The sequence below is a fragment of the Pseudomonas sp. G.S.17 genome (assembly GCF_038096165.1).
GTDB lineage: Bacteria > Pseudomonadota > Gammaproteobacteria > Pseudomonadales > Pseudomonadaceae > Aquipseudomonas.
In genome coordinates this window covers 3093295-3112263 of record NZ_CP151076.1, presented here as the reverse complement: position 1 = coordinate 3112263, position 18969 = coordinate 3093295, and the positions used below count along the sequence as shown (strand labels likewise).

16 protein-coding genes and 2 pseudogenes are annotated in these 18969 nt (G+C 54.8%); 10 read left to right on the top strand and 8 right to left on the bottom strand.

Annotation, left to right across the window (positions count from 1 at the left end; genetic code table 11):
- Genes AABC73_RS14500 through AABC73_RS14490 form a run of 3 tightly spaced genes read left to right on the top strand, consistent with a single transcriptional unit; the run spans position 1 to position 2913 of the window.
- Positions 1–564 carry a TRAP transporter small permease gene (locus tag AABC73_RS14500; protein ID WP_341524147.1) on the top strand — a complete coding sequence of 188 codons (564 nt, stop codon included), beginning with the start codon at positions 1–3 and terminating at the stop codon, positions 562–564.
- The gene (locus AABC73_RS14495; RefSeq protein ID WP_341524146.1) at positions 561–1841 is read left to right on the top strand and encodes a TRAP transporter large permease subunit; all 1281 of its coding nucleotides are present in this window, start codon (positions 561–563) and stop codon (positions 1839–1841) included. Before AABC73_RS14500 ends, AABC73_RS14495 begins: the two co-directional genes overlap by 4 nt.
- Positions 1842–1893: 52 nt before the next feature.
- A complete protein-coding gene (locus AABC73_RS14490) occupies positions 1894–2913 on the top strand; it encodes a TRAP transporter substrate-binding protein (protein WP_341524145.1) in 1020 nt (339 codons plus the stop codon).
- A gap of 69 nt (positions 2914–2982) precedes the next feature.
- On the opposite strand, the gene AABC73_RS14485 is transcribed toward AABC73_RS14490, so the two are convergent.
- Both AABC73_RS14485 and AABC73_RS14480 read right to left on the bottom strand, forming a co-directional pair.
- Positions 2983–3759, bottom strand: coding sequence for a slipin family protein (locus AABC73_RS14485; protein ID WP_341524144.1), 777 nt, complete (start codon positions 3757–3759; stop codon positions 2983–2985).
- 2 nt (positions 3760–3761) lie between these two features.
- Positions 3762–4295 carry an NfeD family protein gene (locus tag AABC73_RS14480; protein ID WP_341524143.1) on the bottom strand — a complete coding sequence of 178 codons (534 nt, stop codon included), beginning with the start codon at positions 4293–4295 and terminating at the stop codon, positions 3762–3764.
- 494 nt (positions 4296–4789) lie between these two features.
- Between AABC73_RS14480 and AABC73_RS14475 the strand changes: the two genes are divergently transcribed.
- The 3 genes and pseudogenes from AABC73_RS14475 to AABC73_RS14465 form a co-directional block, all read left to right on the top strand.
- Positions 4790–5464 (top strand): response regulator transcription factor, encoded by a 675-nt coding sequence (locus AABC73_RS14475; protein WP_341524142.1) that lies wholly within the window; start codon positions 4790–4792, stop codon positions 5462–5464.
- Between the two features lie 282 nt (positions 5465–5746).
- Positions 5747–6787, top strand: a complete 1041-nt coding sequence (locus tag AABC73_RS14470) for an iron ABC transporter substrate-binding protein (protein WP_341524141.1) — start codon at positions 5747–5749, stop codon at positions 6785–6787.
- Positions 6788–8155: pseudogene (locus AABC73_RS14465) on the top strand (iron ABC transporter permease); the annotation flags it as partial.
- A gap of 702 nt (positions 8156–8857) precedes the next feature.
- On the opposite strand, the gene AABC73_RS14460 reads toward AABC73_RS14465, so the two are convergent.
- The 5 genes from AABC73_RS14460 to AABC73_RS14440 form a co-directional block, all read right to left on the bottom strand.
- On the bottom strand, positions 8858–10072 hold the full coding sequence (locus AABC73_RS14460; RefSeq protein WP_341524140.1) for a hypothetical protein: 1215 nt from the start codon (positions 10070–10072) through the stop codon (positions 8858–8860).
- A gap of 65 nt (positions 10073–10137) precedes the next feature.
- On the bottom strand, positions 10138–12420 hold the full coding sequence (locus AABC73_RS14455) for an RNaseH domain-containing protein (protein WP_341524139.1): 2283 nt from the start codon (positions 12418–12420) through the stop codon (positions 10138–10140).
- Between the two features lie 32 nt (positions 12421–12452).
- Positions 12453–13172, bottom strand: a complete 720-nt coding sequence (locus AABC73_RS14450; RefSeq protein ID WP_341524138.1) for a DUF4365 domain-containing protein — start codon at positions 13170–13172, stop codon at positions 12453–12455.
- 24 nt (positions 13173–13196) lie between these two features.
- Positions 13197–14138, bottom strand: a complete 942-nt coding sequence (locus AABC73_RS14445) for a hypothetical protein (RefSeq protein WP_155516584.1) — start codon at positions 14136–14138, stop codon at positions 13197–13199.
- 82 nt (positions 14139–14220) lie between these two features.
- Positions 14221–16038, bottom strand: coding sequence for a hypothetical protein (locus AABC73_RS14440; RefSeq protein ID WP_341524137.1), 1818 nt, complete (start codon positions 16036–16038; stop codon positions 14221–14223).
- An 88-nt stretch (positions 16039–16126) separates the two neighbouring features.
- Between AABC73_RS14440 and AABC73_RS14435 the strand changes: the two genes are divergently transcribed.
- Positions 16127–16513 (top strand): hypothetical protein, encoded by a 387-nt coding sequence (locus tag AABC73_RS14435; RefSeq protein WP_341524136.1) that lies wholly within the window; start codon positions 16127–16129, stop codon positions 16511–16513.
- A 178-nt stretch (positions 16514–16691) separates the two neighbouring features.
- Positions 16692–16919, top strand: coding sequence for a hypothetical protein (locus AABC73_RS14430; protein WP_341524135.1), 228 nt, complete (start codon positions 16692–16694; stop codon positions 16917–16919).
- On the opposite strand, the pseudogene AABC73_RS14425 reads toward AABC73_RS14430, so the two are convergent.
- Positions 16912–17261 (bottom strand): annotated as a pseudogene (locus AABC73_RS14425) (carboxymuconolactone decarboxylase family protein); the annotation flags it as partial. The gene AABC73_RS14430 and the pseudogene AABC73_RS14425 sit on opposite strands and share 8 nt — an antisense overlap.
- Before the next feature lie 213 nt (positions 17262–17474).
- Here AABC73_RS14425 and AABC73_RS14420 point away from each other — a divergent pair.
- Both AABC73_RS14420 and AABC73_RS14415 read left to right on the top strand, forming a co-directional pair.
- On the top strand, positions 17475–17873 hold the full coding sequence (locus AABC73_RS14420) for a hypothetical protein (protein WP_341524134.1): 399 nt from the start codon (positions 17475–17477) through the stop codon (positions 17871–17873).
- Positions 17874–17935: 62 nt separating this feature from the next.
- On the top strand, positions 17936–18949 hold the full coding sequence (locus AABC73_RS14415; RefSeq protein WP_341522017.1) for an IS30 family transposase: 1014 nt from the start codon (positions 17936–17938) through the stop codon (positions 18947–18949).
- The last annotated feature ends 20 nt before the right edge of the window (positions 18950–18969 follow it).

Genomic DNA, 18969 nt, shown 5'->3' with positions numbered 1-18969 from the left:
ATGACAAGAATCGTGGGGTTGTATTTCAAACTTCTGAAGTTGCTGATTGTGCTGTGCATGGTCGCGATGATCGTGCTGGTCTTCGGCAACGTGGTACTGCGCTATGCGTTCAACTCAGGGATCAGTGTCTCTGAAGAGTTGTCTCGCTGGTTTTTCGTCTGGATGATTTTTCTCGGTGCACTGGTCGCGCTGAAGGAGCGGGCGCACATGGGCCTGGACAGTCTGGTCAGGCGCTTGCCCCCTGGCGGCAAGCGCATTTGCCTGGTGATAGGGCACGTCTTGATGATTTACATCTGCTGGCTGGTGTTCAGCGGCAGTTGGCAGCAGGCAGTCATCAACCTGGAGGTCGTGGCGCCCGCATCAGGCTTGTCCATGGCGCTGTTCTACGCCGCAGGCCTGGTATTTGGTGCCAGCGCCGGCGCAATTCTCATGTACGAGTTGTATCGGGTGGTCAGCGGCAAGCTGAGCGATGACGAGTTGGTGATGGTCAGGGACAGTGACGCAGCGCAGGAGATCGACACTATCCAGAAACAGCAGTCCACCACCAAGAGTACTCACCCATGACCCTGGCTATTTTCCTAGGTTCGCTGATCGGCACCATGGCCTTGGGTATCCCGATTGCCTTCGCTTTGCTGCTGGTCAGTGTCGCATTGATGCTGCATCTGGACCTGTTCGACGCGCAGATCATCGCGCAGAACCTGCTCAACGGCGCGGACAGCTTCCCGTTGATGGCGGTGCCGTTCTTCATGCTGGCTGGCGAGATCATGAATGCTGGCGGCTTGTCCAAACGCATCGTCAATATCGCCATGGCGTTAGTCGGCCACAAGCGCGGCGGACTGGGCTATGTGGCAATCATTGCCTCGTGCCTGCTGGCGTCGTTGTCAGGCTCGGCGGTGGCCGATGCGGCCGCGCTCGCCGCGCTGCTGGTACCGATGATGATTCAGGCCGGGCATAACCGCGCGCATTCGGCTGGCCTCATCGCTGCGGGCGGGATCATCGCGCCAGTGATTCCGCCAAGCATCGGATTCATCGTCTTCGGCGTCGCGTCCGGCGTATCGATCAGCAAGCTGTTTCTGGCTGGAATCGTGCCGGGACTCATGCTGGGCGTCGCGCTCGCAGTTGCCTGGTGGTTTGTTTCCCGCAGCGAGAACATTGCGCCTCCTGCCAAACAGAGCCTGGCCCAGATCATGGGGACCCTGGTCGACGGCAGCTGGGCGCTGGGCTTGCCACTGATCATCGTTTTCGGCCTGAAGTTCGGCATCTTTACCCCCACTGAGGCGGCCGTGGTTGCGGCGGTTTATGCGCTGTTCGTATCGCTGGTGATCTACCGGGAGCTGAAGGTCAACCAGCTGTATGACCTGATTCTGGCTTCAGCGAAGACCACATCGGTGGTGATGTTTCTGGTGGCGGCGGCCATGGTGTCGTCATGGCTGGTGACGATCGCCGAGTTGCCTCAACAACTGGCGGGGCTACTCGCACCCTTCATGGATAACCCGACCATGTTGTTGATGGTCATCATGCTCCTGGTGATTCTGGTTGGCACGGCGATGGACATGACGCCGACCATCCTGCTGCTGACGCCGGTGTTGATGCCGGCCGTCGTCATGGCTGGTATTGATCCGGTGTACTTCGGCGTAATTTTCTTGATCAACTGCGCCATTGGCTTGATCACGCCCCCCGTCGGTACGGTACTCAATGTGGTGTGTGGTGTGTCGAAGATACGTATGGACGAGATCATTCGAGGTGTCTGGCCGTTCATGCTGGCCCAGTTCGTTGTGCTGTTTCTGCTAGTGCTGTTTCCTTCGCTGGTTCTCGTGCCGTTGAAGTTTTTCACCGGTTGATCTCGGTGAGCATCCCAGTAATTCGACTTCTAAAAACAATATGGAGAGTGACATGCAAAAAATCATGAAATCCCTGCTGGCGGGTGCCTGTGCAACAAGCCTGTTGCTGGGCAGTATGGCCAGCCACGCGGCGGAGATTCGAGAGCGAACCCTGCGCTTTGCGTTCCAGAACGTCATAGAACACCCGCAAGGGCAGGGCGCCCAGAAATTTGCCGACCTGCTGACCCAAAGCAGCGGCGGCAAGATCAAAGTTCGACTTTTCCCGGGTGGCACCCTGGGCGGCGATGTGCAAACCGTGTCCGCATTGCAGGGCGGTACGCTGGACCTGACCGTGCTCAACTCCGGCATCCTGGCCGCCCAGGCCAAGGACTTCGCGATGCTGGACTTCCCATTCCTGTTCAACAATGTGGCAGAAGCTCACGCGGTGATCGATGGCCCGGTAGGTCAGAATCTGGCCGCGCAACTGGACAGCAAGGGGCTGATCAGCCTGGGTTACTGGGACCTTGGTTTTCGTAACATCACCAACAGCAAACACCCCATTAACAAACTGGAAGACATGCAAGGCCTGAAGCTTCGGGTGATCCAATCGCCAATCTATCTGGAAACGTTCTCCGCGCTGGGCGCCAACCCCGTGCCGATGGCTTTTCCCGAGGTGTATACCGGCCTGGAGCAGCACACCATTGACGGCCAGGAAAACCCGTTTACGGTGATCGAAGGCAGCAAGTTCTACGAAGTACAAAAGTACCTGTCGGTGACGGGCCATATCTTCAATCCACAGTCCTTCATCATCGGCAAGAAAACCTGGGATCGTCTTAATGAAGATGAAAAGAAATTAATAAAAGACGCTGCCGTAGAGGCTCAGGTGTTCCAGCGCAAGGTCACTGCGCAGAGCATGGAAAAAGCGCGAGGCAATCTGGAGAAGCACGTTGCGGTGAACGACATCTCACCCGAAGAGAAAGACCGTTTTCGTGAGCGTGTGCAGCCGGTGATCGAGAAGTTCTCCAAAGAGCTTGATGGCAGCCTGGTGAAAATGATGTATGCCGAAATCGCCAAGGTTCGTGCTGGGCAGTAAAGGGCTTGAGTGGGTTATAAGTTAGCAACTCAGCTTATAGCCCACAGCTGTCTGACGAGGTTCTCAACATCAGGTTTTACCGTGGCCAGACTCTCCGGATGACAGCTCCGCCATGCCCTTGAGCAATTCAATAGGCAACGGAAAGACGATGGTCGAACTCTTGTCGCCGGCAATGGAGCTGAGGGTTTGCATATAGCGCAGCTGCATGGCGCCGGGTTGTCTGCCAAGCATTTCGGCAGCCTGCATGAGTTTTTCCGAAGCCTGCAATTCGCCTTCGGCGTGAATGACCTTGGCCCGGCGCTCACGTTCGGCTTCGGCCTGTCTGGCAATCGCGCGGATCATCGATTCGTTGAGATCAACGTGTTTGATCTCAACGTTCGCGACCTTGATACCCCACGCATCGGTCTGGGCGTCGAGGACTTGCTGAATGTCGAAGTTCAGGCGTTCCCGTTCAGCCAGCAATTCATCGAGTTCATGCTTGCCCAGTACCGCCCGCAGTGTGGTCTGAGCCAGCTGACTGGTGGCCATGAGAAAATCCTCGACCTGGATGATGGCTTTCTGAGGATCCAGGACACGGAAGTACAGCACGGCGTTGACCTTGACCGAAACGTTGTCCCGGGTGATGACGTCTTGCGCAGGGATGTCCAGCACCACCGTGCGCAAATCGACCCGGACCATCTGCTGGACCACCGGAATGAGCAGGATCAGACCGGGTCCCTTGACCTGCCAGAAGCGCCCGAGCTGGAACACCACGCCGCGTTCGTATTCGCGCAGGATGCGAAAGGCCCCAGCGGCCAGCACAATTGCCAGCAGGAGCAGCGCGACAAAACCCAATTGCAGGCCCATGATCAATCTCCATCCAGTGCCATTTCAGCGGCGGTCACTTCCAGCAATAGTCCCTTGCGCGCCGTCACTTTTACCCGCTGCCCCGTTTGTAGCGGCGTAGCGCTCAGCACCTGCCACTGCTCACCTTGCAGGAGCACCCAGCCGCTGTAGACATCGCCGGCTTGCAAGCGGGTGATCGGGGTTACGCTGCCCAGCAGCCCGGCATCCCCGCTGACGGTATGGCGCGGTCGGGTTTTCAACGCACGGATCAGCAGGAATGCCAACAACAGCGCGCTGATAAGCCCCAGTCCGACTATCAAGGGCACGGGGACCTCGGTGCTGTTTAAAACGATGGCGCCAACGACAAACATAACGATCCCGCCCAAGCCGATCACGCCGTAGTTGGGCACTGCCGCTTCGGCGATCAGAAACGCAACGCCAAAGGTGATCAGCCAGATCCCGACAGGATTGGGGGCTATCAGCACGACGGCGTCGGCTGCGAACAGCGATGTGCTTATCGCCAGCAGCATCGCCACAAGAAAACAGCGGGTGTTCACTTGACCCTCCGGGAGAGTCATTTTTTGGCTCTGTTTAAAGTCTAGTTGAATCTTGCCAGCGTGGGTTTGTGAGTTCGAATTCGCACATCATTAGACCGGCAAGATGTGGTTAGCCAAATCGAAGCAGGGGGGCTGCTCAAGGGCGCTGCTCATACAGGTTGGCGGGACAGGTGATCACCATTGACGCATCCACTCAGACCCAGGAGCAGCGCGGACCAGACCTGATGGGGTTATTTAGACGATTCACGGGATGGCATCGTTTGCATCGAATAACGGCCGTAGCCACGTGCCGGAGGGTCGGCTTTCACCGATCACTGAGTAGATTTTCACAAAGTCTTTACGAATAGCAGGTGACACTTAACAAACGTTCGCCAAATGAGGGCTGCTTTTTGTGAACCTGAAAATGGAGAGGTCATCCTCTGACATCATCAAACTTGGCGATTGCCCTTCGACAAACCACGCCTTAACTATGGGCAAATTAAAATGAGGGCAGGATGCGTATTCTTGTCATTGAAGATCACAAAGATATCCTCGCCAATATAACCGAGTACTTCACGCTCAAAGGGTGTGAGGTGGTAGGCGCGCTTGATGGGTTGACAGGCCTTCATCTTGCGCTGACGGGCAATTATGACGCGATCATTCTGGATCTGATGCTACCGGGCATGGATGGCAATCTCGTCTGCAAAAGGCTGCGAGAAAACACCAGACAGAGAGTCCCCATCCTGATGCTTACGGCCCGGGATGAGCTCAGTGATCGCCTGACCGGATTCCAGGTGGGCGCAGATGACTACATCGTCAAACCGTTTGCGCTGGCCGAGCTGTTTGCTCGCGTCGAAGCCGTCTCCAGGCGGGTAACAGGCTTGAAGAAAAATATTCTTCAAATCCACGACCTGACGTACGACCTGGATTCTCTTGAAGTCGCTCGGGGTGGAAGCTTGATCAAGCTCAACCCAACCAACATGGCGTTTCTCCAGCTCCTGATGCGCAAGAGTCCATGGGTGGTGAAAAGAAGGGAGCTTGAGGAGGTGGTATGGAGTCATCGTGCTCCAGACTCCGACAGTTTACGAAGCAATATTTATTTGCTTCGTAAAGCGATAGACAAGCCCTTTGATACGCCGCTACTGCACACAATTCATGGCGTGGGCTACAAGCTACACGGCCCGACATAAAAAATGCCGCTTCAATGAAGCGGCATTTTTTTTAACGGGGATAGGTCACTTGTGCGTCATGTCCGATTTAATAAACGTCGCCGACTTATTGCAGTGTGTTAACGGTTTTCTGCCGAACGGATTACGAAAATTACCGTCAGCCACAACAGAAATGACACTTTTTTTTCACATTTTTTTGTCACGTGCTGACCTATTTTTCGCGCCAATTGTTATGCAAATCATTCGCATCGACCCTCCCTTGTCTGATTATCCTCCGCAAGCCTAATCGCAGTCACAACAACTATGGAGCTGCACACCTATGAAATTGGCTACAAGAACTCTTTTCAGCAAGACTTTGCTCGCTGTGGCGCTGTGGCGCTGTGCAGCGCAGGCGCTGCGTTCGCGACCGAAAAAGCCGATGGCATCGTTGTATACAACGCGCAGCACGAAACCCTCACGAAGGCCTGGGCTGACGGTTTTACGCGTGAAACCGGCATCAAGGTCACTTTGCGCAATGGCGATGACAGTGAACTTGGTAACCAAATCGTGCAAGAAGGAAACGCCTCTCCCGCTGACGTTTTCCTTACTGAAAACTCGCCTTCGATGGCTCTTGTCGACAATGCCGGACTTTTTACGCCGGTGGCACCGGCCACGCTTTCTCAGGTTGACTCCGCGTATCGTCCGGCCCACGGCAAGTGGGTCGGGATTGCCGCCCGGTCCACTGTATTCGTTTATAACAAAGACAAGTTGAACAGCGCAGCACTTCCTGAATCATTGATGGATCTTGCCAGCCCTGAATGGAAAGGGCGCTGGGCTGCGTCACCCGCGGGCGCTGATTTCCAGGCAATCATCAGCGCAGTGCTGGAGTTGAAAGGCGAGGCGGCGACACTTCACTGGCTCAAAGCGATGAAAGCCAATGCGACGATTTATCGCGGCAACAGCGCCGTCCTCAAGGCAGTCAACGCGGGTCAGATAGACAGCGGTGTGATCTATCACTATTACAGCTTTGGCGATCAGGCCAAAACCGGTGAGAACAGCAAAAACACCTCATTGCATTACTTCCGACACAAAGACCCGGGCGCTTTTGTCAGTATCTCCGGCGGTGGTGTATTGGCATCCAGTACACATCAAGAACAGGCTCAAGCATTTCTGAAGTGGATCACCAGCAAGCAAGGACAGGAGATTCTCAGAACCGGCAGCTCGTTTGAATACGCTGTGGGTGAAAACGTGCAATCCAATCCCCAGCTTGTTCCGCTTAAGGAGCTAGACGCTCCTCTTGTGGACGCTTCAAAACTCGATAGTAAAAAGGTCGTTGAACTGATGACTCAGGCAGGCTTGCTCTAAATGGAAGAGGAGCGCGTGAGCGTAATGAGCCTGGGGCCGGCAGCCGTCGTTCGAGCCGCTGGTGCGGCGCGTGCTCCGGTTTTCGGAAGACGCCGCCGTGCATCCGGCGACCGTGCTCCCAAGTGGATTTCAATTGCAGCCCTGTTGATTTCACTGGCGGCACTGTTGCCCCTGGCGTTCGTCATTTCCATTTCAGTCAAGACTGGATGGGCGACTGTTGTTGAACTGGTAGTCAGACCTCGTGTACTGGAGCTGTTGATTAATACTGCAACACTGGTCTTGATCACTCTGCCGTTGTGCATCGTCTTAGGGGTGGCATTGGCTTGGCTTACAGAACGTACAGACCTTCCAGGTCGAAGACTTTGGTCGCTGCTGGCCACGGCACCGATTGCGGTTCCTGCGTTTGTTCACAGTTACGGTTGGGTCAGCTTGTTCCCCGGCCTGCATGGTTTTCCTGCTGCGGTGCTGATTTCCGTGCTGGCCTATTTCCCATTTCTTTATTTGCCAACAGCCGCCGCCTTGAGACGCCTGGATCCGGCAATCGAAGATACGGCCCAGTCACTTGGGAAAAGGCCAGTGGTGGTGTTTTTCAGTGTAGTGCTGCCTCAGTTGCGTCTCGGCATTAGCGGCGGGGCGCTGTTAGTCGGCATTCATTTGCTGGCTGAGTACGGTCTATTCGCCATGATCCGCTTTGACACCTTCACTACCGCCATCTTTGACCAATTCCAGTCAAGCTTTAACGGCCCAGCCGCGAACATGCTCGCTGGTGTGCTGGCGCTGTGTTGCCTTGCCATGCTCATGACTGAGTTCGGCACACGAGGCACAGCCCGCTACGCACGAATAGGCTCTGGCAGTTCTCGTATTCAGCGCGTATGGCGCCTCAAGGGCGTCTGGATACTCGTGTCCATGTTTTTACCTGTCCTGACAACATTCCTGGCGCTGGGTGTGCCGATGTTCACATTGTGCAAATGGCTCATCTCGGGCGGGTCTGGCGTTTGGCGCATGAGCGACATCCTTCCCGCGCTGCAGCAAACTCTAATATATGCAGCAAGCGGAGCGTTTATCACCACGTGTGCAGCAGTTCCGATTGCCTGGCTCTCGATACGCGCGCCCGGTCGTCTGAGCCGCGTACTGGAAAGCTGTAATTACATCACTAGCGCGCTGCCGGGCATCGTCGTAGCGCTGGCGTTGGTGACGATCACTATCAATTTTGCACGACCGGTTTACCAGACTATCGTCACAGTGCTTTTTGCGTATGTGCTGATGTTCGTGCCCAGGGCATTGGTGAGCCTGCGAGCGGGTATTGCGCAGGCCCCGGTGGAACTGGAAGACATTGCTCGCAGTTTAGGCCAGTCACCAGGTCAGGCCAGCGAGTTCGTTATCGATCCAAAGCTCCAAGTTTTCGGCGCCGAGGAAATACTTGTAATTAAGCGGAGATCCGGCCCGCGCGATCTCATCGACCAAAGGCGCTTTCTGCTCATCGGTGGCCATTCCTACTGAGATGTAGCAATTCCATTCAGATCCGCTATCCGCCAGATGTCGGAAGACGGCGAGAATGCGCTTCTGCGGGCCCTGAAATCCATCCTGATGGAATGGGGACAAATCTTCGGCCGTCATGTCATCTTCGGTGCAAAAATTGCTTGTTTCGGTCATGCCATTGAATCCTTGGTCTAGCCTGCAGCATCTGAAATGACGGGGAGACTGAGCGGAAGTGCCGCTTGTGGGTCGTGTCCAGGTTGCATCAGTCGGCTGCGGTAACAGAGTGGCCATCGCTCCCCTCTGATTCAATAATGCCGTTATGTGAGCAGGCTGCTGACTTCACTTGGCCAGGTGGAATGCCAAAGCTGAATGAAGCCGTTTGTTGATTCATGACCCTGATGTCTCCCTATGTGACCCTGCCTTTGAGGTTATCGCTGTCGCCCGACCACAGTCGCTTCAGGGGGTTGGCACAGCAATATACCAAGATGCCTGCACGAGCCAGTTCGGCTTGTCGTCATCTGGTGCGTGCCGAGGTTTGGACTTCGAAAGTCTTGAGGCGATGACCTAGCAAAGTCACTTCAGACGCAGACCTCAACGCTTCAACAGATCTTTCGCAAGTGGCCAAACAGGGGCAGGAGCCTTTCCACTTGCCCAGCTGTCGGCTAGGTCTTTGGGCTTGAAGAACCAAGTAGCTTGAAAGCTTTTCATGTCCGCCAATCCGCCATGAAAAGCTGCGTCTTCTGTGACGACAAATGCCGGCAACTTCAGGAAGCGGTAAAGGTGGAAATCAATACCATCGTTGCGTTTTTTTAGAGAATTTGGGTCATACCCTTTCCTGGTTTTTTGCATGCGGGAAAACTGTCGCCAGCAATACATGACCTCTAAATGGCTGCGCATAAGTCCGGAAAATGAGGCGGTAGTAGTATCGAAGTCTTTCATGACGCCTTCACTCATTAGAGGGCCGATCACATCCCAACCCAGCTGATGATCAATCCGCTGTGTCCAGGATTCATGAGAATTAACATCGACGCTAGCAGGGCGATCCTTCTGCTCGGTGTATCCCCAGATAAATCCGAGCACACCCGGCAGATCTTCTTTGGCCAGAGGCTTGAGCGCCTGCAGTAGGTTCTGCACTAAGGCTTTTGGAATGTTATTGAACGCCGTTTCGAAATCCTCAATGGCATGTGCTTGAAGGATATGCATCGCTTCCAAGGTTTTAAGCCAGTTTTCAATGGAGATGCCTTTGAATCCGGGAAGAATTCCCGAATCGTCCAACGCTTGGAGCAGTCTCATTTTTGTGCGATAGTTGTCGCGAAGCGCGTTAACCCCTTCCTGCCAGCCCCAGAGCATTGCTCGCCATTCGGCTCGGGCCTGCTCCAGCACCCATTCGGTCGATTCTGGCGCGAATTCAGAGTTGGTACAGCGAAGCAGCTCAGACCAAGCTCCCGTGGAGATCGTTTGACATTCCTGCACGCTCCAACGCTCTCGGCTTTGCTGGATCATCCCAGACACGTCCCCTCCACCCGGAATGACTGGGAAACTTGGGTTTAGAAACTTGGCCAGCCGTGAGCACATTCGATGAAATTGAGCAGCGGAAATCCCGTTTTCCCGTCGTTGGTTTACTAGCTCGGCGTAAGCCACGTCCGACAAGGCAAAGGAATATCCCTCTCGGGACATCTTAGAAAATGTGTCTACCCATTCAGGACAGCCCTCTTCGTGGGCCAACCCACGCGCCGAATTTGTATCGAGAACAATGATTGTCTGCAGGTCATCAATTATTCGGCGCGGAGGAAATACAGAAGTCATTTTTAATTCCGAGAAGTTGGACACTGGAACCGCTATGTGTGGCTTGTCACGATCAGGATTAGTGCTTAACCGTATGACCGATTCGCCTCTGTCTTGCGCCGCGCCTCCATGATCGGATGGTCTGCAGCTACTTGCTTGCCAAGGTGCATGGGGCCAGGCAGGCGCAGATGACCATCCCACAGTGGAGGATTGCGACAGAGCAACGCCACTTGCTCGGCGACCGCAGCTGCACCGCCAAAGGCTCCAGGATGGATGATGGCAATCTCCGTGACGCCGAGCTGTTGCCAAGGATCCCCAAGATCTCTTTCCTGTACGTCGTAACGCGTGTTATGACGCTGCGAACGAGCGCTGCCAAACTGCTTGGATGGGGACACAAAGTAAAATACTGAAGAACTCTCACAGGACTGGAATGCGCCGATCTTCGTACCGATGAAATGGGCTGCTCGCGGTGACAAGGTGTAGCTGCCACTGACCTGTGCTACCTGGTGATCTGCACGAATCCGCACGACCGCCGCATCGACGGGTACAGGGGGCAACCCCTCACCAGGACTGTCCTTCAGGCCTGCGTAAAAGGTTCTCAGATCTGCATCAAGGCAGACGATCAACGAATCAGCAGGACTGACTTTGCAATCAAGAAAGGCTGGTTTGATCAGCGTTTTCAGCTGATCGGGCGTCAGCAGCGTGTCCGTGGCATGAATCGCAGTCAGTCCCGAGCTGTAGCTGAACCATTTGCCGGCAGAGTCTGCGCCAGACTCAAACCAGAAGATTTCAGGGGTGTGGCCACCGAGCGTGGTGCGCGTGATCACGGGTAGGAATTTCGCCCAGCCTTTGTTCTGGAGTCGATCTAGCAGGACTGACACTACCGTAGTGTTGGCCGGCATAGACTTGACCTTGGGTGTGGGGGCAGGGTGCTGGCCGCTCAACCGGATCGCTTCGATGATCGAGTTGATCGATTTGAAATCATGGTCATCTTCCTTAGGCTTGCGCTTCTTCACCTGCGCATCGGGTTCAACGTGCATGATGAATTGGGTGGCGATCCCATGCTTCGCCAGCACCCTGCGGATGACGTGCTTGGGGTCGAGTCCCGCTTCACGTGATGCTGCTGATGCACTGGTCTCAACAATCATAACCTTGGCGTCGTTTTGAGCGAGCACTCTGCTCGCCGGAACCACGTGATTCAATAACCATTCGTTGAGGCTGTTCAGGTCATGCTGCCCCTCCAGCATACGCTGCGCATCTGACACATCCAGGCGTGACAGCGTCACACGTGGTGGGGCGACTTTCTTGAAGAACTTGCTGTCCATGGACAAGTTTGAACTTGCCCCGTGAAGCCTGAGCATCACGTCTGCGTGAGCTGCCAAGACCATCACGTTCAAGTGGATCACCTCGCCCGTAGCATTGGTCTTCTCCTCACGCAGAACAGCGACAGATTTTCTGACCAGAAGCGGCTTTGTCCTTGGCAGACAAGCAAGCAGATGGAATCCTGCCTGGTCAAGAAACAGGGGGCCAGTGCCTGACGCGATCAAGGGGTTCGAGGGTGGAATGGCGTAGATAGGGCGCACGTCGCTGTCGACAGGGATATCGCCCTCGATTATTGGAGGAAGCGACGGAACCCCCATAAAGGTAAGCAACTTTTTAGTGGGATGTTCGTAAAATGTTTCCCAGCCCCCATGCCCGTCAAGCTTGCTTCGGATTTTCGCTTTGACAATCAGGTCGCCGGTTTTGACCCAGGCATGCTTCTTTTGGCCCTTGAGGTTCGGCATCACCTGAGTCAGCTTTACCCGCAGCTGTAGATAGGGCTTGGACTGACCGTAGAGCAGCACCAATGCAGGCTCGATGGCGTGAAGCGCACTGGCGTAGCGTACGTCGTTTTGCGAAACGACTGGGTCGTCCCAGGCGAGCACGCACCCGTCGGCAGCCTGATAAAGCTTAAGAGGTTTCGCGGCCGACATTGGGTTCGCGATGAGCGCTTGACCTACCAGCCAGGGAATGACTGTGTACGCAAGGGACGATACGTCACCAGGCGCGACCAGGCGGGTGGCGTCCATAGGTACCAGCTCGGTAACGACCAGTTTGGGTTCAAATTCTACCAGTTCTTGTTTGTAAAACTGCATCACGTCCATTGCCCAGAGGCGGAGCGCTTCGTTGACGGTGTCAACGGGCAGGGGCTTCAGCAAAAGGATCGCCGAGACGCCTCCTTCTTTTTGCGGAAACATGTTCACCTTGACCGGCCCTCCGGAGAAAGTGGCGAGCATTTCTTCAAGTCCTATGGTCGGTAGGTCAGGATGACGTTTCCTTACCTTGCCTAATGCCCGGTCGGGCGAGGAGGGAGCGAACCCTTCCTGCATACCCGTTTCCTGCGGTGCTTAGGCAGGCAGGCTCACATTCCATTAAGTCCGCGGCTACGGCTCACACTTACGTTGTTTTCACCCCGCCTAATGTTCTTCTGCATCATTGCGACTTCCCCACGAGTTAGAATTCCGCATCGCCATGGGAAGTGGAGGGCTAATTCATTAAACAATTTTGCCTCATCTTCAAATTGGTTAACAAGACCTTCGACATGGTATAGCTGCTCCGCATCTACCGCAAAATCATTTTGATCTTTTATTGTTGCATACAGAGCGCGCATATTGTTTAGAATCTGCCCGATTTCTTTTGATGTGGCTGGGGAAACCAACACTTGTAGTTTCGCTCCGCATGCCGGCGTTAACTCGTCAGCTTGTAAATCGATGATTATTGCTTGCGATTTTCCGCCGTTTTCGTAGCATTCTGTTGCCGTGACAGGCTTCCAATAGACCTTTTCCTTGCTCAGATCGACACACACAACAATTATCGGAAGACAAAATTTCTTCCAATACTGAATGTGATTACCTTTCACATAGATTTTTTTCGAACTGGCTTTAGAGATGGAGTTGAATGTTTTTACCTGAACCTTGATTACATCAGAGGTTGAAATGCCAGCGCTATCAAGGATTTCGATTTCACCATCTACGCCTATATCTAACATGCGATATGGCCATTGCAGTACCTTAGTGAGTTGGTATGCTGCAAGATATTCCCCTGCGTTACCGTTCGCCGAGCGTTTTTTATATTCTTTCAAGTCTATAAATTCTATTCTTTAATATTACGCTAGTGCACTGAGTGTCAATAAAGCCACCGAAGAGGCGTCGCGACTGCGACAGCAGTTAGGCGGGCCTGATTTGGTTGACGAAACCTTCAGCCCCATCTGGAAGAGCGCGGCTTCTACCGATCGGAGATCCGGGAAATTGACGGGGCGATTGGCCTTGGCAAAAGCAGCACCTAACAGCCAATTGGCCCTCACGTTCCACATATAATGCTCTGCGGGATTGCTTCTCAGCGTGTTGAAGACGGCTTTGTCTGGGTTCCTAAAAGGCGCCATTTTTCCGTTCCCAGGCAAGCAACCGAATCTCAGCAACGGTGGCAAGCTGTTCACCGACTTCCTCAGGTCGACTACCCACCAGCGGTGTACCAGCCAGGCCAAAGCAGCTGCGACACGACTGTCGTAAATGATGAAATCATCGATCAACAGGGAGTAGACCTTGGTCATCCCAGAGTTGAAGCGCAGGCCAGCGATCGTTGTGGTGTCATCCCCTCGCGAGTGGTCGAGCTCAACGCCGCGGAGCACGGTGTGTAACGCAAGGTGATTCTGAAGCAACCAGGGTTTGTTCCCTTTGCTTGTGTAGACGCCTCCCCAATGAAATATCGCAGCCACTACACCTGCGAGCTCAAGCGGGTTGGCCGTGCCTCCGCTGTAAGCCTTACGGAGCTCACGCTGTAGCGTTGCTAGAACAGCAGCGTTTGTGGCCAGGTTGCTGTTGCGCAGCAGCGGAGGTACGACAGGATGTCGATATGTGAATCCTGGAGCCGATATTGGAAGTGGAGCTTTAGCTCTGGGTGGCCACTGGTACGCGCTCAATGCATGGTGGAGATGAACATAAGACGCAGTGTCAGGGGCTGAAAAATGGATAGGCGCGCCGTTCAGTCGGCTTGCTAACCAATCTGCGAAATCGCTGACCTGTCCGGCGAGGTATTGAGTTTGGTTCATACGCAAAACGGTTCTCGCAGGCAAAGAATTTAAGGCTAATGCTGCCAATTGGGCGGTAATGAGCGACTCTAAACCTGCCCGGTCATTCCTGGCAGATCACACATCCGAAAGCACCGACCTCGGTACAGGCAGCAAAAAAGGACGACAGCAACCAATAAAGCTGGACGAAGTAGGGGCTGGCGGTATGGCCCGCCGCAATATCCCTGAAGGCCTGCTCAACAGCCGCTTTGCTCAGCGATGAGGTTACGATGGCGACTCGCTTAAAGGTGTGAGGGGCGTTCCTGCAGAACTCAACCGCAGTTATGGATTCAGCCGGAGTGCCCCTACACGTGCGGTGAATACGAGTCCTCGTCCGGTTGTTCGTGTACATCCGGTTCCATCGAGCGAATTTCTTGGTCATGGCCGGAGCGGGCAAATTAAGATTGCCCAAGTTTTTGATGGCCTGGCCGACAGAAACGTGGAATGCGCTAGCTCCGAGAGTCAAGTCGCCGTGTTTAGCATGGTAGAAGGTGATTCTCGGAGAGGCTGCATCCGTTCGAAAACCGATGAAATCGGCCCATTCATCACCGAGGTCATCACAGACCATGACATTGTCCTCCGGGGCGATCGTGGACAGTACCGCGCCAAACGTGGAGTCAGGGTCGAACGTATGATGGGCAGCGGTGAAGGCGCCTTTTTCATCCGTGATAGTTGCCAGCTCTGCATTGCCGAAGAGATAGCCCAAGAACTGAGAGCCACCGTTTACCAAGGTATCGTCTTGGTAGAGATTGCCGTCCAGATAGGCAAAGCGAGGCTGGTCGAACAGGACGATGAATATGTCCTCTTTGTCAATGAATTGCTTAAGCAGCACGCGATCTTCGTCCGTCCCGAGCGCTACCTGGGTATTTTCTACGTAGACATCGGCGAGCAGAGGCAGCGCCAGGCGTTTCAACGCGATACGCGTTTTGTTGATCGCGACCTCGCCCACTTCGATGCCTGCCGCAATCTGGGACACGAGCAATTTTCCAGCGGCATTTTTGGCAACGCCCAGAACATCTGTCAGCTCTGCGAGTATCAAGTCGACCTCAGCCTTAGGCAGCTCTCGATAGCCCACTCCGTCACGCCTAACCAAGCGGATGATTTTTTCGTCAAAGATGGCCTGTCCGAGGATGGCTGTATCAACGGCGAACTGAGTAGGGTTGGCGGTCAGATCCGATAGCTCAAGCGGTCGCGCGAAAGCGGCGAGGAACGAGGAGGACGATGGTCTGCCGGGGCGAGGGTGCAGGCGGTCGATGATGTTGCAGGCATAATCCACCAGCTCCAGGTAGCCAGCCCGATCAGCCCGAAGCGAGATCCGCCCGGTTCGTGGTGTCGTTGAGAAGTGTTCGTCCGCTTCCGTGAAACTGTAACCTAGTGGAGCAAACCGAGCCGAGGAGGCCATGCCTACGTTGTTTTGAAGGTTCTCGCCCTCAAGTGTCTTACTGCGCAACGCAAAGCGAGACAGCGTCATGTGCCGGAGTCGTACCCGGGCAAATACAGATTCTTTGCTGGTGAGTCCACGATCAACGTCCTGGGCGCCGATACGCTGCAGGTGCCATCTGGCGAATTCAGCAGGAACATCGATTTGAGATTTGAAGATGGCGACGTAATCACGGTGTTCGACGATCAGCAGGTATCCAGTTACCCGGTCTACCACATCGTTAGCGCCAGGCAGGAAAGCGGGCTTCTTGTCGAATTGAAAGGACAGAGCAGACCAGGTTGATGCCCCCTGGGCCTGCCGTATGAAAGAGAAGAGGTTGTTCGAGGGGGAGGTTTGGGCCCCTCTTATCGCCCGGAACATGGCTGTGATCGCGACAGCTGTGATCGGCGCCTTTAGGCGATAGAAGTAGCAGGATTTGCTGGCTTGCAGTTCGTCAATCATGTCCGTGTCCCTACGCCCGGTGTGAACCGTGAAGTCCGTAAGATTCGAACGGTAGCCCAGTGCCATTAATACTGTCCAGCAAGAACGCATGCCGACTGACACCGCCACGCGGGCTGAAAAAGCGCAACGAGACTACCAAACCTATTCGGTTGCTGTGAGTATGGAGCACGCCATCGCGGGTTCTCGGGCTGCTCAGGTCGCCATGGTTACACCGGGGCATCAGAGCCCGCTGTCGATGGCACTGTCGCTGCCACGCCGACAGCTGCTACTGGATTGGGCTGTCCGCACCGGTGGATGGATTGTCGAGGACGATTACGGCGGCGAGTATCGCTACGTCGGCTGTCCACTTCCAGCGCTGGCCAGACTGGATCGCCATGGGCGCGTGCTGTATGCCGGCACCTTTAGCAAGGTGCTATTTCCCGATATTCGCCTGGCTTATCTGGTGGTACCGCAGGCGCAGGCGGCAGCATTCTAGCGCGTAGGCAGGGCCTTGTTTGCTGTCGGATCACCGTCAATTACCCAGGCCATGGTGGCATAGTTCATTGCTGAGGGACATTTAACTCTGCATATCCAACGCATGCGCCGGCTGTACAACCACCGACGGGAATTTGACCATCAAGGCACTGGAGCGGAGTTTGCCGAAGGGGATGCAGGTGGAACGCTCGCCAGGCGGCATGCACCTGGTACTGCGTTTGCCGGAGGACGTAAGCGACATGCCCCTGGCCAAACAGGTGCTGGCCAAGGGCATGCCGCTACAAGCCTTGTCGCGCAGGGCTGCATCATTGCAGCGTCAGTCAGGTCTGCTCCTGAGTTTTACTAACTGCGCCACGACTGCTCCAGGCGAGGAGCTTGGTGCGTGGATCAGCAAGTTACTCAGTTGAGGTTGGCCTTGTTCAGGCCGAACAGCTCATCGGATGAGCCCGGAACCTCCTGGAACGCCACATTTAAGCGATTCCAGCCATCGATGGTGACGATCAGGAACGACAAGTCCGACAGCTCTTGCTCGGAAAACTGTTCGTGCGCGCTCGCATATAGGCTGTTGGAAAAACCATGAGGCGGCAGTTAGGGCTGGGCTTCAGTCCACTCCAGCGCCGCCCGCTCTACTGGCGAAAACAGCTGCGACTCACGCAGACAGCGACGTGGTGAAGACGCAGCTCGCGCTCGCCGTGGATCTTGGCCTCTTTCACATGCAAATCTACGCAGAACGCACAGCCGTTGAGCTGGGGAATACCGGCTCCAAAATGACAAACTCTCGATATCTGCAGGAGCTGGATAAGCCGATCTCCGACTCCACGCCGAGCTGAAGCGTCGTGGGTTGCTCAGGAATGACTTTAGCCTAGCAGACAACGCAGACCGGCTCTCCACGGAGCTCGCCTGATACCGGGCCACGGTGAGCCATGGCATAATGATGGCCGATCAATCACAAGGATGTTTCTATGAATTTCCTGAGGCTACCGGCAGTGAGATGGCTGCTTGTTCTCCCTGCTGCAGTGCTCGCTGCTCTGGTTGTGGTTTTCCTGATTCGGCTGGTTAATGGGATCTGGGCAAGCGGAGATCCGAATAAGCTGACCCTGTTTGGATCTTTCGGCGAAGCCTTCGTGAACGGTATGGGATGCTCTGTTTTAATCTGGGTTGCTGCCTGGATGGCTCCCAAGGGCAAACTCATCATCAGCGTAATCTTGGCTACATTGCTTGGACTGGCTTATATTGGCGGTGGCATCTTTTCCGCATACAACTCCCAGTACCTAATGATTATCGTCTGTCTTGGCGGCTTGCTGGGTGTAGGATCTGCTGTTTATAGCATCAATGAAGATCCGCCTGATTTCGGCTCTTGAATTTTATTAAGCGGCGGCCGCAAAAACTGAGTGCAACACCTCACCTCAGGTAAGGTGCCGCCATGTCTTATACCGAACTCAGTATTGAAGAACGCGCCACGATTCAGGTCGGGCAGTACCAGAATCTCAGTCAGCGCGAAATCGCCCGGATGCTGGGCCGTAGCCCCTCCACGATTAGCCGGGAGCTTCGTCGTAATCGATGTTCCAGCACGGGCTATGCCGCGCTTGCTGCACAAACTCACACCCGTGAGAGGCGCAAAGTCTGTCGCCCTTCCAGAAAGCTGGTGGTGGGCAACGATCGCTTCGAGTTGGTTATCCACTTGCTCCGAGAGCGCTTTTCTCCTGAGCAAATCGCGGGCAAGCTGCGGCTTATGAAAATGAACTTTGAAGAAGCCTACGTTTGCCGTGAAACCATCTACAACGCCATCTATGCGCTGCCTGTAGGGCAATTGCGCAAGGAGTTGATTCAGTGCCTTCGCCAAGGGAAAAGTACGCGAAGACCTCGCTCCGGCGGTGTTGACCGGCGTGGGCAGCTCCCCGAAATGGTCAGCATCCACGTGCGTCCACCGGAAATCGAAGACCGGCAGATGCCCGGCCACTGGGAAGGCGATTTGATCAAAGGCAAGGACAATGGGTCGGCCGTTGGCACCCTCGTCGAACGGACCAGCGGGTATTTGATCCTGGTAAAAATGCGCGATGCCACCGCCACTTCGGCGGTGGAGGGGTTTAGCGCGGCGCTGAACAGCATGCCGTTGGCGGTGCGTAAAAGCATGACCTATGACCAAGGCCGGGAAATGGCTAAACACGCTGAGATCACGCAAAAAACCGGTGTGGCAATTTACTTTTGTGACCCGCATAGCCCTTGGCAGCGCGGCAGTAATGAGAACATCAACGGCCTGATTCGCCAGTACCTGCCCAAGGGTACGGATCTGTCGAGACACACTCAGGAAGAGTTGGATGCCATTTCTTATCAAATGAATATTCGCCCTCGTAAGCGATTCGGTTTTAAATGCCCGATTGAAGTGATTACCGAGGTCATGGGTATGCATCATCCAGCCCCGTCTTCAATTCAATAACTGTGTTGCACTCAGCTCCT

Bases quoted from the DNA above. Each gene is read 5' to 3' on its own strand.
- AABC73_RS14500 (WP_341524147.1), top strand. From the start codon at position 1: ATGACAAGAATCGTGGGGTTGTATTTCAAACTTCTGAAGTTGCTGATT.
- AABC73_RS14495 (WP_341524146.1), top strand. From the start codon at position 561: ATGACCCTGGCTATTTTCCTAGGTTCGCTGATCGGCACCATGGCCTTG.
- AABC73_RS14490 (WP_341524145.1), top strand. From the start codon at position 1,894: ATGCAAAAAATCATGAAATCCCTGCTGGCGGGTGCCTGTGCAACAAGC.
- AABC73_RS14485 (WP_341524144.1), bottom strand. From the start codon at position 3,759: ATGGGCCTGCAATTGGGTTTTGTCGCGCTGCTCCTGCTGGCAATTGTG.
- AABC73_RS14475 (WP_341524142.1), top strand. From the start codon at position 4,790: ATGCGTATTCTTGTCATTGAAGATCACAAAGATATCCTCGCCAATATA.
- AABC73_RS14470 (WP_341524141.1), top strand. From the start codon at position 5,747: ATGGAGCTGCACACCTATGAAATTGGCTACAAGAACTCTTTTCAGCAA.
- AABC73_RS14460 (WP_341524140.1), bottom strand. From the start codon at position 10,072: ATGACTTCTGTATTTCCTCCGCGCCGAATAATTGATGACCTGCAGACA.
- AABC73_RS14455 (WP_341524139.1), bottom strand. From the start codon at position 12,420: ATGCAGGAAGGGTTCGCTCCCTCCTCGCCCGACCGGGCATTAGGCAAG.
- AABC73_RS14445 (WP_155516584.1), bottom strand. From the start codon at position 14,138: ATGAACCAAACTCAATACCTCGCCGGACAGGTCAGCGATTTCGCAGAT.
- AABC73_RS14440 (WP_341524137.1), bottom strand. From the start codon at position 16,038: ATGATTGACGAACTGCAAGCCAGCAAATCCTGCTACTTCTATCGCCTA.
- AABC73_RS14435 (WP_341524136.1), top strand. From the start codon at position 16,127: ATGCCGACTGACACCGCCACGCGGGCTGAAAAAGCGCAACGAGACTAC.
- AABC73_RS14420 (WP_341524134.1), top strand. From the start codon at position 17,475: ATGAATTTCCTGAGGCTACCGGCAGTGAGATGGCTGCTTGTTCTCCCT.
- AABC73_RS14415 (WP_341522017.1), top strand. From the start codon at position 17,936: ATGTCTTATACCGAACTCAGTATTGAAGAACGCGCCACGATTCAGGTC.